This is a genomic window from Stenotrophomonas sp. STEN008, from assembly GCF_056760435.1.
Genome location: NZ_JBRRET010000015.1, coordinates 1 through 14,310 on the forward strand (window position 1 = coordinate 1; position 14,310 = coordinate 14,310).

General features: G+C 67.9%; 11 protein-coding genes. 5 read left to right on the plus strand and 6 right to left on the minus strand.

Annotated elements, in window-relative coordinates:
* Positions 1 to 151: 151 nt before the first annotated feature.
* Positions 152 to 1,666, minus strand: a complete 1,515-nt coding sequence (locus ACVOME_RS09290) for an acetyl-CoA hydrolase/transferase family protein (protein ID WP_128988074.1) — start codon at positions 1,664 to 1,666, stop codon at positions 152 to 154.
* 318 nt (positions 1,667 to 1,984) lie between these two features.
* Between ACVOME_RS09290 and glnE the strand changes: the two genes are divergently transcribed.
* Positions 1,985 to 4,780, plus strand: a complete 2,796-nt coding sequence (glnE, locus tag ACVOME_RS09295) for a bifunctional [glutamate--ammonia ligase]-adenylyl-L-tyrosine phosphorylase/[glutamate--ammonia-ligase] adenylyltransferase (protein ID WP_481505011.1) — start codon at positions 1,985 to 1,987, stop codon at positions 4,778 to 4,780.
* A gap of 111 nt (positions 4,781 to 4,891) precedes the next feature.
* On the opposite strand, the gene ACVOME_RS09300 is transcribed toward glnE, so the two are convergent.
* Both ACVOME_RS09300 and ACVOME_RS09305 read right to left on the minus strand, forming a co-directional pair.
* A complete protein-coding gene (locus ACVOME_RS09300; protein WP_053520117.1) occupies positions 4,892 to 5,458 on the minus strand; it encodes a queuosine precursor transporter in 567 nt (188 codons plus the stop codon).
* 101 nt (positions 5,459 to 5,559) lie between these two features.
* On the minus strand, positions 5,560 to 6,519 hold the full coding sequence (locus ACVOME_RS09305) for a mitochondrial fission ELM1 family protein (RefSeq protein WP_164151055.1): 960 nt from the start codon (positions 6,517 to 6,519) through the stop codon (positions 5,560 to 5,562).
* Positions 6,520 to 6,645: 126 nt separating this feature from the next.
* On the opposite strand from ACVOME_RS09305, the gene ACVOME_RS09310 reads away from it, so the two are divergent.
* Both ACVOME_RS09310 and ACVOME_RS09315 read left to right on the plus strand, forming a co-directional pair.
* On the plus strand, positions 6,646 to 7,236 hold the full coding sequence (locus ACVOME_RS09310) for a malonic semialdehyde reductase (RefSeq protein WP_053520115.1): 591 nt from the start codon (positions 6,646 to 6,648) through the stop codon (positions 7,234 to 7,236).
* Positions 7,237 to 7,321: 85 nt separating this feature from the next.
* Positions 7,322 to 8,032: a YceI family protein gene (locus ACVOME_RS09315; protein WP_074902043.1), complete on the plus strand. Its 711-nt coding sequence runs from the start codon at positions 7,322 to 7,324 to the stop codon at positions 8,030 to 8,032.
* A gap of 104 nt (positions 8,033 to 8,136) precedes the next feature.
* Here the strand turns inward: ACVOME_RS09315 and ACVOME_RS09320 are convergent, their stop codons facing one another.
* Entirely contained in the window at positions 8,137 to 8,538 is a 402-nt protein-coding gene (locus tag ACVOME_RS09320) for a hypothetical protein (RefSeq protein ID WP_164151053.1), read from the minus strand.
* Positions 8,539 to 8,718: 180 nt separating this feature from the next.
* On the opposite strand from ACVOME_RS09320, the gene ACVOME_RS09325 reads away from it, so the two are divergent.
* The gene (locus ACVOME_RS09325) at positions 8,719 to 9,543 is read left to right on the plus strand and encodes a hypothetical protein (RefSeq protein ID WP_368865992.1); all 825 of its coding nucleotides are present in this window, start codon (positions 8,719 to 8,721) and stop codon (positions 9,541 to 9,543) included.
* Between the two features lie 16 nt (positions 9,544 to 9,559).
* Here ACVOME_RS09325 and ACVOME_RS09330 read toward each other — a convergent pair whose 3' ends face one another.
* Together ACVOME_RS09330 and ACVOME_RS09335 are read right to left on the minus strand one after the other, a co-directional pair.
* Entirely contained in the window at positions 9,560 to 10,357 is a 798-nt protein-coding gene (locus tag ACVOME_RS09330; protein WP_065175417.1) for a siderophore-interacting protein, read from the minus strand.
* Between the two features lie 59 nt (positions 10,358 to 10,416).
* On the minus strand, positions 10,417 to 10,974 hold the full coding sequence (locus ACVOME_RS09335) for a PadR family transcriptional regulator (RefSeq protein ID WP_053520111.1): 558 nt from the start codon (positions 10,972 to 10,974) through the stop codon (positions 10,417 to 10,419).
* 573 nt (positions 10,975 to 11,547) lie between these two features.
* Here ACVOME_RS09335 and aceE point away from each other — a divergent pair.
* Positions 11,548 to 14,235, plus strand: a complete 2,688-nt coding sequence (aceE, locus tag ACVOME_RS09340; protein ID WP_065175416.1) for a pyruvate dehydrogenase (acetyl-transferring), homodimeric type — start codon at positions 11,548 to 11,550, stop codon at positions 14,233 to 14,235.
* Positions 14,236 to 14,310: the final 75 nt, after the last annotated feature.

Consider the following 14,310-nt stretch of genomic DNA (forward strand, 5'->3'; position numbering starts at 1 on the left):
CCCCCCCCGCCCCCCCCGCCGCCCCCCCCCCCCCCCCCCCCCCGCCCCCCCCGCCCCGCCGCCCGCCCCCCGGGCCCCCGCCCCCCCCCCCCGGGCGAAGCGGCGAAGGATGCAACGGTAGCGCCGGGCCATGCCCGGCGAACCCTATGCCTCAACCCTTCATCGTGCCCGTATCCAGCCACCGCTGGTGCCAGGACAACGCTTCCGGCAGCAGGTGCGGGGTGTGCTTGCCATAGCTCTCACGGCTGGCGCGGTCGAAGTAGTCCTGCAGCTGCGGGCGGAAATCCGGGTGCGCGCAGCGGTCGATCAGCACCTGCGCACGCTTGCGCGGGGTCAGGCCGCGCAGATCGGCCAGGCCCTGCTCGGTGACGATCACCGAGACATCGTGTTCGGTGTGGTCGACGTGGCTGGCCATCGGCACGATCGCCGAGATGGTGCCGTTCTTCGCCGTGGACGGGCTGAGGAACGCCGACAGGAACCCGTTGCGGGCAAAGTCACCAGAGCCGCCGATGCCGTTCATGATCCGCGTGCCCATCACGTGCGTCGAATTGACGTTGCCGTACAGGTCCACCTCGATCATGCCGTTCATGCCGATGCAGCCCAGCCGGCGCACGAGCTCGGGATGGTTGGAGATTTCCTGCGTGCGCATGATGATGCGCTCGCGGTAGAAGTCGATGTTCTCCTTGAACGTCTCGTTGGCCTGCGGGCTCAGCGCGAAGCCCGTGCACGAGGCATAGCTCAGCACGCCGTCGCGCAGCAGGTCGAGCATGCCGTCCTGGATCACCTCGGTGAACGCGGCCAGATCACGGAAACCACTCCTGGCCAGGCCTGCCAGCACCGCATTGGGGATATTGCCCACGCCGGACTGCAGCGGCAGCAGGTTCGGCGGCAGCCGGCCGTGCTTCACTTCGTGCTTGAGGAAGTCGATCAGGTGCGCGGCGATCTGCTCGCTGGTCGCATCGATCGGGCTGAACGGGCTGTTGCGGTCCGGGCCGTTGGTGCGGACCACCGCCACGATCTTGTCCGGGTCGCAGCGCAGCGCGGTATCGCCGATGCGGTCGTTGGCGTTGACCAGCGGAATCGGCTTGCGATGCGGCGGCAGCGCGGTGCCGTAGTAGATGTCATGCATGCCATCGACGCCGGCCGGCTGCCACTCGTTGACCTCGACGATCACCTTCTTCGCCAGGTCCAGCCAGGTCTTGTTGTTGCCGACCGAGGTGGACGGCACCAGCGAGCCGTCCTCGCGGATGGCCGAGACTTCCACCACGGCGGTGTCGATCTCGCCGTAGAAGCCGAACCAGACGTGCTGGGCGACGTGGCTGAGGTGGATGTCGATGTAATCCAGCTTGCCTTCATTGATGCGGTTGCGCGCATCCGGGTCGCTCTGGAAGGGCATGCGCATGGCGATGCCATCGGCCTTGGCCAGCGCACCGTCCAGCTCCGGCGCGGTGGAGGCGCCGGTCATCAGCTTGATCTGGAAGGGCTGGCCCTGGGCATGCACCGCTTCGATGCGGCGCGCCAGTTCCACGGGGACGGCCTTGGGATAGCCCGAGCCGGTAAACCCGCTCATGGCCACGGTTTCACCCGGCTGGATCAGCGCGGCTGCGGCCTCGGCGGAGACCACGCGGTCGCGGAGACGCGCGTTGGCGATGCGATCAACAGACATGACGACAGTGTTTCTGGGGGGAGCCTCGATTATCGGCCATCCCCCGGCGTACGGGGGGGCTACCTTCGTGGAATGGCTTTTCGCGGGCGGGGCTATCCATACCCGCCGGTTCTGTTTTGCAGTGCAGCGTGCAAAGTCCTTTCGCAGCCCGCAGGATGGCCCTGCATCCCGACGTGGGGGAGGGAGCAGAGCCCGCTGGCAGTTCGCTGCAAGCGGGCTTTTTTATTGCCCGCTGCCCAGGATGAATGCGCGCGATGGACGGCGGCGCAGCGACTTCCCGCCGTTGGCAAAGGCGCCCGGCGCCGCGAGAATCAACGCATGACCCTCGCCCCCGCCGAACTGCCCGCCGCGCTGCAGCCCCTGGTTGATCGTGCCCTGTCGCGCCTGGCCCAGGTGGTTCCGGAACCGATCCCGGCCGACCTGCGGCCCCTGCTGACCCAACTGGCCATCGCCAGTGACTTCGCTCTGGACACGCTGGTGCGGCAGCCCGGCCTGTTGTCGCAATTGGCCCTGCCGGAGTGCCCGCCGTTGCCGGCGCCGGTGCTCGACCCGGTGCAGCCCGGCGAATGGCCGGCGCAGCTGCGGCGTTGGCGTGCGGCGATGTCGACCCGCCTGGTCTGGCGCGATCTGGCCGGGTTGGATGACGTGGCGCAGACCCTGGCCGGCGCCACCGCCCTGGCCGAAGACTGCCTGCGGCTGGCGCTGGACGCCCTGCAGCAGGAATTCGCACAGCGCCACGGCGTGATCCGTGATGACGAGGGCCGCGTCGAGCAACTTGTCGTATTTGGCCTGGGCAAGCTCGGCGGTGGCGAACTCAACTTCAGCTCCGACATCGACCTGGTCTACGCCTACCCGCAGGGCGGTGAATCGGACGGACCGCGTCCGCTGGCCGCCGAAGAATACTTCGCGCGGCTCGGCCAGCGCCTGGCCAAGCTGCTGGATGAAACCACCGTCGATGGCTTCAGCCACCGCGTCGACCTGCGCCTGCGCCCGTTTGGCAGTGCCGGCCGCGTTGCGCTGTCGTTCGCTGCGATGGACCAGTACTTCCAGCGGGAGGGCCGCGACTGGGAGCGCTACGCCTGGTTGAAGGCACGTGCCGTGGCCGGTGATATCGCCGCCGGTGAGGCGTGGCTGCAGACGCTGCGCCCGTTCGTCTATCGACGCTATCTGGACTTCACCGCGCTGGACGGACTGCGCGAGATGAAAGCTGCGATCACGGCTGAAGTCGCCCGCCGCGAACTGCATGAAGACATCAAACGCGGTGCCGGTGGCATCCGCGAAATCGAATTCCTGTGCCAGGCACTGCAGCTGATCCGTGGCGGCCGCGAACCGGCCCTGCGTGAACGTCGCCTGCTGGTGGCGCTGCAGGCGCTGGTGGCGGCGGGCCAGATCGCGCCCGAAGACGGCGCATCGCTGGAGCAGGCCTACCTGTTCCTGCGCCGCCTGGAGAACCGGCTGCAGATGCTGCGCGATGCGCAGACGCATGTGCTGCCCAGAGATGCGATCGACCGCGAGCGCATCGCCCTGGGCCTGGGTTACCCGGATTGGGAGGCGCTGCGCGCCGCACTGACCGTGCAGCAGCAGCGGGTCAGCACCGAGTTCGCTGCATTGCTGGCACCGCGCAAGGGCCAGGCGGCGCCGGACGCGCTGGCCAACTACTGGCGCAGCCTGCCGGGTGGCAGTGACGCGCCGTTGCTGGCCGAAGCCGGTTTCCTCGATGCGAACGGCGCCGATCAGTCGCTGCGCGATTTCGCGCAGAGCACCGGCGTGAAGTCGCTGTCCGACGCCGCGCGCGCGCGGCTGGACCGCGTGCTGCCGGCGCTGCTGCACGCCGCCACGCGCTCGCCGCAACCGGATGCCGCGCTCAAGCGCGTACTCGGCCTGCTGCAGGCGGTGCTGCGCCGGACCAGTTATCTGGCCCTGCTGGACGAACAGCCCAGTGCGCTGGCGCGGCTGGTGGATGTGCTGGCGCGCAGCGCGCTGCTGGCCGAGCGCCTGGCGGCCTATCCGTTGCTGCTGGACGAACTGCTGGACGTGCGCGTGTCCGGCCCGATGCCGGATGCGGCCGGCATGCTGGCCGAATGCCAGCAGGCGCTGACGGTCGAAGATCCGGAAGCCGCGTTGCGCTGGCTCAACGAAACCCGGTTGGCCCTGAGTTTCCGCATGGCGATGGCCACGCTGGACGGCCGCCAGGGCGCGGTCGACAGTACCCGCCAGCTGGCCGAACTGGCGCAGGCGGTGGTGGTCACGGTGCTGGCCATGGCCGAGTCCGACATGCAGGCCGCGCACGGGGGCATTCCCGGCGGGCGCTTTGCGATCATCGGCTATGGCAGCCTGGGGGGCCTCGAACTCGGCTTCGGTTCCGATCTGGACCTGGTGTTCCTGCACGACCATCCGGCGGGCGTGGAGGCCAGCGATGGCGCGCGCGCGCTGGAGCCGGGACGCTGGTACGCGCGGCTGGCACAGAAGGTGATGGCCCTGCTCGGTGCGGTCACCGCCGCCGGTCGGCTGTACGACATCGACGTGCGCCTGCGGCCGGACGGCGGCAAAGGCTCGCTGGTCTCGTCCCTGGCCAGTTACACTGAATACCAGCGCGAACGCGCGTGGACCTGGGAGCATCAGGCGCTGGTGCGTGCGCGCGGCGTGGCCGGTGATGCCAGCCTGCTGGCCGACTTCGAGCAGGTGCGTGCGCAGACCCTGGGCCGTGCACGCGACCCCGCCACCCTCTATGCCGATGTGCTGAAGATGCGAGGGCGCATGCGCACCGAACTGGACCGCAGCGATGCCGCGCGCATCGACCTGAAGCAGGGCGCCGGTGGCGTGGTGGACCTGGAGTTCCTGCTGCAGACCGGTGTGCTCGAGCGCAGTGCACAGGTACCGGCGCTGCTGTCACCCCGCGATACGCCGTCGTTGATCGATGCATTGGCCGCAGCGGAATTCCTGCCGGTCGCCACCGCGCAGGCACTGCACGCTGCGCATGCCACTCTGCTGGATGTGGGCCTGGCCTGCACGCTGGACCGTCGCCCGCGGCTGGCACCGACCACACCGGCCATCGAAGCGGCCTGCGCAGCAATCAGTGCGGCCTGCCGGGCGGCCGGCCTGCCGTTCGGCTGATCGGCGGCGAGGCCGCCGGGCATGGCCCGGCGCTACCCGAACAGGCGCGCTGCGCCATGCCGGCGTCATCCAAACAAACGCAGCGGTAGCGCCGGGCCATGCCCGGCGGAATCACCGCGCGCTTTCCGCGCGCAGCGGCGCCATCTTCCACAGCAGCGCGCGGAACGGCGCCAGCAGGCACACGCCGATGGCCAGCTTCACGGCCAGATCGCCTGCCGCCCAGCTCACCCACGGCAGGCTGGAACCGGCAAAGGCGATCGACCAGAAGATCGTGGTGTCCACCGTCGCGCTGCAGGTGGTGGCTACCATCGGCGCACGCCACCAGCTGCCCCGGCGCAGGCGGTCGAATACGGTGATGTCCAGCAGCTGCGCCACGATGAAGGCCGAGCACGATGCGATGGCGATGCGCGGCGTCGCCACCCAGACCGACAACAGCACCGCCACCGCGAAACCGATCCAGGCCACGCGCCGGGCCGGTCCCGGGCCGAAGCGGCGGTTGATCAGATTGCTCACCAGGAACGCGACGGGATAGCTGAACGCACCCCAGGTCAGCCAGTCGTTGATCGGGTACTGCACCAGCACGTTCGACAGCAGCACCACCGCGCCCATCGCCAGCACGGCCAGCACCAGGGCGCGCGGGGTCAGCGGGGCAAAAACGGGGGCAGGACGCACGGACATGGCGAGCCAGGAGGACAAGGGGAATCGCCCATTATCCGCCCGGCCAAAGGCAAATCCAAAACCACCCGTTCAGGAACACACCAGCCGTCAACGGTGGGGCGTTACCCCAATGCCAGCCGCGCCCTGACCTCGGCGGCGATGCGCGCGGTTTCGCGCAGTGGTTCGATGCGGTCGTACTGCCAGTCCAGCCAGCGTGTCTGCAATCGCCCGCGCTCGTGCAGCTGCTGCTGGAAGCGGGCGAGGCGTCCCTGCGCGGTCTCCGCCAGCGCCACCATCACCGGCATGCGCGTGGCGCAGGCTTCAGAGAGCAGGTTCACCGAATCGGGCGATACCACCACCCGGTTGGCCCAGCCGAGCAGGCCGCCATACGGATTCACCCCGTCGCCGCCATCGCCCCAGATCACGTGCGGCAGGTCGGCGAAGGTCGCGCGCAGGATCTCGGCCAGTGCCGGCGGGGTGCGTCGCGAGGTGGTGGCCAGCAGGCTGCCGCCTTCGCTGCGGATCTGCGCGGCCAGGGCGCGGAACACACCGACCATCGCCGTTTCGTCCCACGGCGCCAGCGGCGTCGGGCCGCCCACCAGCAGTGCAGTGCGCGGACCGGGCAGGGTGCTGAAGCCGGCGAACGCGGCCCGTCCCCAGGCCAGCCAGTCGTCATCGACCGGGTTGAGGCTGCCGATCAGGGTCAGCACATTGCTGCCGCGCAGGCGATCATGCTCGGGTACCACCACCACGTCCCAATGCCTGGCGCCGATGCGCGGGTCGAGGATCTGCACCACCTGCGTGCCGCGGGCGCGCAGCACGCGCAGCGCACCGGCGGCCTGGCGGCCACAGCCGATCGCCAGCGCAGGGGGCTCGGCAGCCAGTGCCGCGAACGCATCGCCGTAGCCGTTGGCATCCCCGGGCAGGCGCCGCGGGGTGACCCAGCGCCAGGGCGCCCGAGGCTGTAGTACCACGGGTCGATAGGTGCCCTGGCGCAGCGCCGAGGCCAGCGCGACCGCCTGGCGGACGTTGCCTGCACGGCCATCGGTGACCGTCCACGGTGCGCTCGATCGTTTCACCATTGGCATTAATTCGTTTCAGCCCTGCTGGGTGTTGCAACAGTCGCGACACTCTACACTGCGGCTGGTCGTTTCGCCCCGCGTTGCCCGCGGGCACTGACTCCCCTTCGCCGCCCTGGAGATGCACCGATGTCCCACGCGCTTGACGCCGCCGCACTGGATCAGCTGTTCCGCACCGCCCGCACCCAGAATGCCTTCCTCGACACCCCGGTGGACGACAGCCTGCTGCAGGAACTGTACGAGCTGGTGAAGTGGGGCCCAACCGCGGCCAACGCCAGCCCGGCGCGCTTCGTGTTCGTGAAGTCGGCCGAAGCCAAGGCCAAGCTGGCCCCCGCGCTGTCCGAAGGCAACCATGACAAGACCATGGCCGCACCGGTCACCGTCATCATCGGTTTCGACCTGGATTTCCACGAGAAGCTGCCGTACCTGTTCCCGCACGCCGACGCCAAGTCCTGGTTCGACGGCCCGCAGGAAGGCCGCCACGAGGCCGCCATCCGCAACGGCAGCCTGCAGGGCGCCTACCTGATCCTGGCCGCGCGCGCGCTGGGCCTGGATGCCGGCCCGATGTCCGGCTTCGACCCGGCCAAGGTCGATGAAGCCTTCTTCGCCGGCACCAGCATCAAGTCGAATTTCCTGGTCAACCTGGGGTACGGTGACCCGGCGGGCCTGTTCCCGCGCCTGCCGCGTCTGTCGTTCGACGAAGCGGCGCGCATCGCGTAAGTCGCTGTATCGGTTTCGGGCCCGCCGGTTGCGGCGGGCCATTGCTGCACCCTGTACCCACCCTACGATCCGGAGAGTTCCTCAGATGAGCGCCACCCGTAAACTGCTGCTGCCGCTGGCCCTGACCCTGGCCATCGCCGCCTGCTCCAAGCCGGCCGATACCGCTGCCCCGGCCGCTGATGCCGCCGCTCCGGCCGCCACCGAACAGCCGGCCGCCACCCCGGCTGCCGATGCTGCCGCTGCCGCGCCGGCCGCCGAAGCGATCCAGATCGCCTCGGGCACCTACAAGCTCGACCCGAGCCACACCGACGTGCTGGCACAGTGGAGCCACTTCGGCTTCTCCAACCCGAGCGCGCACTTCGGCAACGCCGAAGGCACCCTGGTGTACGACGCCGCCGACGTGACCAAGTCCACCGTGGAAGTGAAGCTGCCGCTGAGCGGCCTCAACAGCTTCACCGCCAAGTTCGACGAGCACCTGAAGAGCGCCGACTTCTTCGACGCTGCCAAGTTCCCGGCGGCCACCTTCAAGAGCACCAAGGTGGAATCGGCCGGCACCAACAAGCTGACCGTCACTGGCGATCTGACCATCAAGGACATCACCAAGCCGGTGACCCTGGACGTCACCATCAACGGCGGTGGCGAGCACCCGATGGCCAAGGTTCCGGCCGCCGGCTTCGATGCCACCACCACCCTCAAGCGCAGCGATTTCGGCGTGGGCGCCTACGCCCCGAACGTCAGCGATGAAGTGAAGATCCGCATCACCACCGAAGCCACCGGCGAGAAGCCGGCCGCTTGATGCACCCCGCTCACTCGTCGTGAGAAGGCAGAAGGCCCGCTGCGAAGCGGGCCTTCTTTTTTGAGCGCGGGCAACGCGTGTTGGCCACTACCGGGTACGCGCGCTCAGCGCAGCGCGCCCAACCACGCTGCACACGCCTCGCTCGGGCTCTGCTTGGCCTTCACCGTCATGCCACTCATCCGCACGAAGGTCTGCGCGGCCTGCGCCACCACCTGACGTGCGATCAACGCGGCTTGCCTGGTCGCCGCCTGCTGCTTGCGCAGCTGCACGATATGCACCGACGGCCGGCCCACCGGCGCGTACTTCTGGTCGCGGCGCAGCACATCGGCCACCTGCGCCACTTCGTACTCGGCCTGCAGGAACCGGTGTTCGGCGTCCAACAGATCCCGCAGCGGTGCACGCAGGGCGGCCGGATCAGCGAAGGCCGCCAGCGCGCCATCACAGGCGGCGTCGTCGTTGAAGCGGGAGCGCAGCGCATCGACGCCGGCCAAGGTCAGTTTGCCCACAGGGGCCTCGTTGCAACTGGAAAGGAGCGCGATTGTCGCATCTGCCCGGGTCGATCCGCTGCCGGCGTCATGCGCCGCTCCGTGGGACAAGGGGTCTGACCCTGTGGCATGGGCCGAAGAGCCACCGAGGGTGAACCCGGTCCTACAATCGCCTGCTGTTTCATCCACGGAAGGAAGGCCATGCAGGACGTGCAGTACTGGTTGAACGAATTCTGGGCCGGGTTGAGCGTGCTCGATCTGGCAGTGGGCAGCGTGCTGGGCGCGCTGCTGGGCCTCATGGTCGGACTGGCCGGCTGGTATGCGCTGCGCCGCCGCGGCTGGTTGCAGCGGCGCAGGCGCTGGCATCACTGGCTGCTGGCCAGTTACGCGCTGCTGCTGCCGCTGGGCACTGCCTTCTTCGGCCTGCAGCTGGGTTTCACCGCGGGCGCGCACCGCGCGCTGCTCCAGCAGATGGACCATTTCCAGCCGCATCTGCAGACGCTCGTGACCCAGTGGAGCCACGGGTTCACCGACTCGCTTGACGACCCGCGCATGCGCGATGCGCTGCACAGCGAAGGCACGGTGGGCGATGTGGCCGAAGCCGTCGCCTCGGCCTACCTCAGCGAACACCCGCTGCCGGTACTGGATGGCCTGGGCGATGGCGCACTGGGACGCGCCAGTGGCTGGGTGATCGGCAAGGTGCGCGAAGGCGTGCTGCGCGGGCTGGTGGAAGACACTCTGGTGGACAAGGCCGGTGTACTGGGCGTGGAGCCGACGGTGGTGCGCGAAGCGCTGACGATGCGCGTGGACGAACTGCTGCACACCCGCGGCGTGTTGCGGCTGGTGAAAGCGCAGATCAACGGCATGATGCCGGGCGTGTATTTCGGCCTGCTGCTGCCGTGGCTGGTCGTTGTGCTGCTGATGGCGCTGGAGATCTGGGCCGCGCACCGGTTCGGATGGCGACAGCAACACATCCCGGTGGCTGCCTGCTGCAGAGCCGGGCCATGCCCGGCTCACGCAGACTGAGGCAAACGCGGCGCGCTCAGTCGCCGTCGGTATCGTCCGGGTGCGCCTTCCAATAGCCGGTCGAGCGGATCCAGTCGCGCGGCACGCCCAGATGGCCTTCGATGAACTTGCGCATCATCCGTGCGCGACGCGATTCGGTGGCGATCCAGTAGAACGTGTCGCCCTCCGGCGCCTCGAAGTCGGTCAGCATGTCTTCCAGCAGCGTGCTGCTGGCCGCCGGGAAGCCATTGCGTTCCAGCCAGTGAATCTGCACGTTCTCGTACTGCGGCAGGTCCTGTCGCTCGGCTTCATCGCTCACTTCGATGAAGGCCTGCACCTCGGCGCCCTCCGGCAGCACATCCAGCCAGCGGGCAATGGCCGGCAGCGCGGTTTCATCGCCAATCAGCACATAGGCGTCGTAGCTGTCGGCCACCACGAACGAGCCGCGCGGGCCGCCGATCACCAGCCTGTCGCCCGGCTGCGCCCGTTCGGCCCATGGCCCGGCAATGCCCTGGTCGTGCAGCACGAAGTCGATGGCCAGTTCGCCGGCGTCGTGGTCCCACCAGCGTGGGGTGTAGTCGCGTGCCGGAGACGGCTGCTTGCCGTCCGGGTAGCTGCGGCCTTCGGCAGTCAGCACCGGCAGCACCATTTCGCCGCTGGCGTTGGGGAAGAACAGCTTGATGTGGTCGTCGGCGCCGGGCGAATCGAAGCCGGCCAGATCATCGCCGCCCAGCACGACGCGGCGCATGTGCGGGGTGACCACCTCGGTGCGCAGCACCGTCAGTTCGCGGAATCTCACATCCAGGCGCAGGCGCGCGTTGTGATGCTCAGTCATGGGAATACCTGTAAAGGTGTCGCGCAGGGGGCGCAGCGTAGGGGGAGACCTGGCTGGAGTCAGTCTGGCTGGGTCGTTGAAGAGGTGGGCTCGCTACCGGTGGTGCCGTTGATCAGTGCCGATGCCTGCGACAGCAGCGCCGCCACCTGCTCGGCCTCGCCTTCGGCCCAGCGGCCGTGGTGATGCACCAGCGCCCGCTTGAAGTCACGCAGGGCGCTGGCCAGCGGCGGCGGCAGCGATGCCTTGGTGATCTCGCGGGCGCGATCGAAGGCCCGTCGCTGGGCCAGGCGCACCTGGGTGCGCTGCACCTTCAGCTCGAACTCGCCGGCGGCGGTGATGCGGAACACCCGGCGGCCATCCACTTCCTCCGATGCCACCCAGCCGGCCTGCTCGAAGCTCGCCAGCAGCGGGTACATGGTGCCGGCGCTGGGCGTGTAGGCCTGCAGGAACTGGTTGCTGATCAACTGCATCAGCTCGTAGCCATGGCGCGGCTGCTCGCCGATCAGGGCCAGCACCAGCAGGCGCAGGTCGCCCCGGCTCAGCACGCGTGGCTGGCCATGGCGGCGGGGCACGGCCGATTCGCTGGAACGGGTTCTGGGGGAAGGGGAACGGCTCATTTCGATATATCGGTAACGAGTATCGAAACGATATATCGATAGGGCAGGCGCCGGCAAGCATCGATCCGGCCACAACCGTGCCGCGTTTGGGCCACGTACACAGAAAGGGCGCCCTTGCGGTGCGCCCCGGGGACCACTGTGGAAGGGAGCGAGGCAGCCAGACGGCGGGCCGTTGCGGCAGTGCCAACACTCGCCGTCACCTTGCGCGGCCGGCGCAGCCCGGTCCAGAGCCGGGCGCGACACCGCATCAGTCATTCAGCTGCGGTGCCCCCGGCGCAGGCCCACACGCGGTCGGCCGTGCCCTACAACGGTCATCGCCCTGGGTAACACTTCGTTCTGCACATGCGCCAGGCGGGCAATCGCGACGTGCCCGAAGCGGTCCGAGGCCCGCCGCAGCGGCCTGCAGCGCGCCTGCTGGCCCGCCGAAGACAGGCGGGACATGCCTTGCGGACACTGGCTGCATGCGTCCATACGCCAGCGTAGCCAAGTGACGAAAGCCCTTGGTGCGCTACACTTTGCGGTCTAGATATCTATACAACAGTCGCGCGCGTGCGTGCGGTTATGGGAGCGCTAATGAACTGGTTGAACGAGGTGCTGAACAACGACCCGAATCCTGTGGAAACCCAGGAGTGGATCGAGTCGTTGAAGGCCGTTATTGATGTCGAGGGCTCCGAGCGCGCGCATCAGCTGCTGGAAGGCATGGTGGAGCTGACCCGTCGTTCGGGCGCCTACCTGCCGTTCTCTCCCACCACCGAATACGTCAATACCATCGAGCCGCAGTTCGAGGCCAAGAGCCCGGGCAATGCCGAGCTGGAATGGCGCATCCGTTCGATCATCCGCTGGAACGCGATGGCCACCGTGGTCCGCGCCAACCGCAAGCCGGGCGACCTGGGCGGCCACATCGCCTCGTTCGCCTCCGGCGCCACCCTGTACGACGTGGGCTTCAACCACTTCTGGCGCGCCCCGAGCGACAACCACCCGGGCGACCTGCTGTTCATCCAGGGCCACAGCGCCCCGGGCATCTACGCCCGCGCCTTCCTGGAAGGCCGCATCAGCGAAGAGCAGCTGGACAAGTTCCGCATGGAAGTGGACGGCGGTGGCCTGTCCTCGTACCCGCACCCGTGGCTGATGCCGGACTTCTGGCAGACCCCGACCGTGTCGATGGGCCTGGGCCCGCTGGCCGCCATCTACCAGGCGCAGTTCATGCGTTACCTGGAAAACCGTGGCCTGATCGAGAAGTCCGACCGCAAGGTGTGGTGCTTCATCGGCGACGGCGAGTCGGACGAGCCGGAAACCCTGGGTGCCATCGCCCTGGCCGGCCGTGAAGGCCTGGACAACCTGATCTTCGTGGTGAACTGCAACCTGCAGCGCCTGGACGGCCCGGTGCGCGGCAACGGCAAGATCATCCAGGAATTGGAAGGCGTGTTCCGCGGCGGCGGCTGGAACGTCATCAAGCTGCTGTGGGGCGGTTACTGGGATGCCCTGCTGGCCAAGGACACCAACGGCGTCCTGAAGAAGCTGATGATGGAAACCGTCGACGGCGAATACCAGAACTGCAAGGCCTTCGGCGGCGCGTATACCCGCGAGCATTTCTTCGGCAAGTACCCGGAGACCGCCGCGATGGTCGCCGGCCTGTCCGACGACGACATCTGGCGCCTCAACCGCGGTGGCCACGACCCGCACAAGGTGTACGCCGCCTACCACCAGGCCGTGAACACCAAGGGCATGCCGACCGTCATCCTGGCCAAGACCGTGAAGGGTTACGGCATGGGCAGCGCCGGTGAAGCGCTGAACCCGACCCACCAGACCAAGAAGCTGGACGACGAAGCCGTCAAGCACTTCCGCGACCGCTTCAACATTCCGGTGACCGACGAGCAGCTCAAGGACGGCCAGGTGCCGTTCTACAACCCCGGCCCGGACTCGCCGGAAGTGCAGTACCTGCAGGAGCGCCGTGCCGCCCTGGGTGGTTACCTGCCGCAGCGCCGCCGCAAGGCCGACAAGAGCTTCAACGCACCGAAGCTGGAAACCTACGAGCGCCTGCTGAAGAGCAGCGGCGAACGCACGTACTCCACCACCATGGCGTTCGTGCAGAGCCTGAACATCACCCTGCGCGACAAGGAGCTGGGCCCGCACATCGTGCCGATCGTGGCCGACGAAGCCCGCACCTTCGGCATGGAAGGCCTGTTCCGCCAGATCGGCATCTACGCGCCGTTCGGCCAGAAGTACAAGCCGGTGGACGCCGACCAGCTGATGTTCTACCGCGAAGACCAGAGCGGCCAGGTGCTGCAGCAGGGCATCAGCGAGCCGGGCGCGATCAGCTCGTGGATGGCCGCCGGTACCAGCTACTCGGTCAGCAACGTGCCGATGCTGCCGTTCTACATCTACTACTCGATGTTCGGCTTCCAGCGCGTGGGCGACATCGCCTGGCAGGCCGCCGACATGCGTACCCGCGGCTTCCTGCTGGGTGGCACCGCCGGCCGCACCACGCTGAACGGTGAAGGCCTGCAGCATGAAGATGGCTTCAGCCATCTGGTGGCCGGTGGCATCCCCAACGTGCGCAGCTACGACCCGACCTTCGGCTACGAAGTGACGGTGATCCTGCAGCACGGCACCAAGGCGATGATGGAAGACCAGGTAGACGAGTACTACTACCTGACCCTGATGAACGAGAACTACGCCCACCCGGACATGCCGGAAGGCGCAGCCGAGGGCATCGTCAAGGGCATGTACCTGCTGACCGACGCCGGCAAGCCGAAGAAGGGCGAACTGCGCGTGCAGCTGCTGGGTTCGGGCACCATCCTGCGCGAAGCCATCGCCGCCGCCGAGCTGCTGGACAAGGACTTCGGCGTGACCGCCGATATCTGGAGCTGCCCGAGCTTCAACGAACTGCGCCGCGACGGCTTCGATGTGGAGCGCCACAACCGCCTGCATCCGGAAGGCGAGCAGCGCAAGGCCTACGTGACCGAGCTGCTGGAAGGCCGCCAGGGCCCGGCGATTGCCGCTACCGACTACGTGCGTGCGTATGCGGACCAGATCCGCGCGTTCGTGCCGATGTCGTACACGGTGCTGGGTACGGATGGTTTCGGCCGTTCGGATACCCGTGCGAACCTGCGTCGCTTCTTCGAGGTTGACCGGTACTACATCGCGCACGCCGCGATTGCGGCGCTGGCGAAGGAAGGGAAGATGACCGCGAAGGATGTGGCCCGGGCGATCAAGCAGTACAAGATTGATCCGGAGAAGGCTAATCCTGTTGGGGTTTGATTGAACTGTCAGGGGCACGGGTTGACGCCCGTGCTCTGAGCTTGAATAGATATCAAAAATGGGGAAGAATCCATA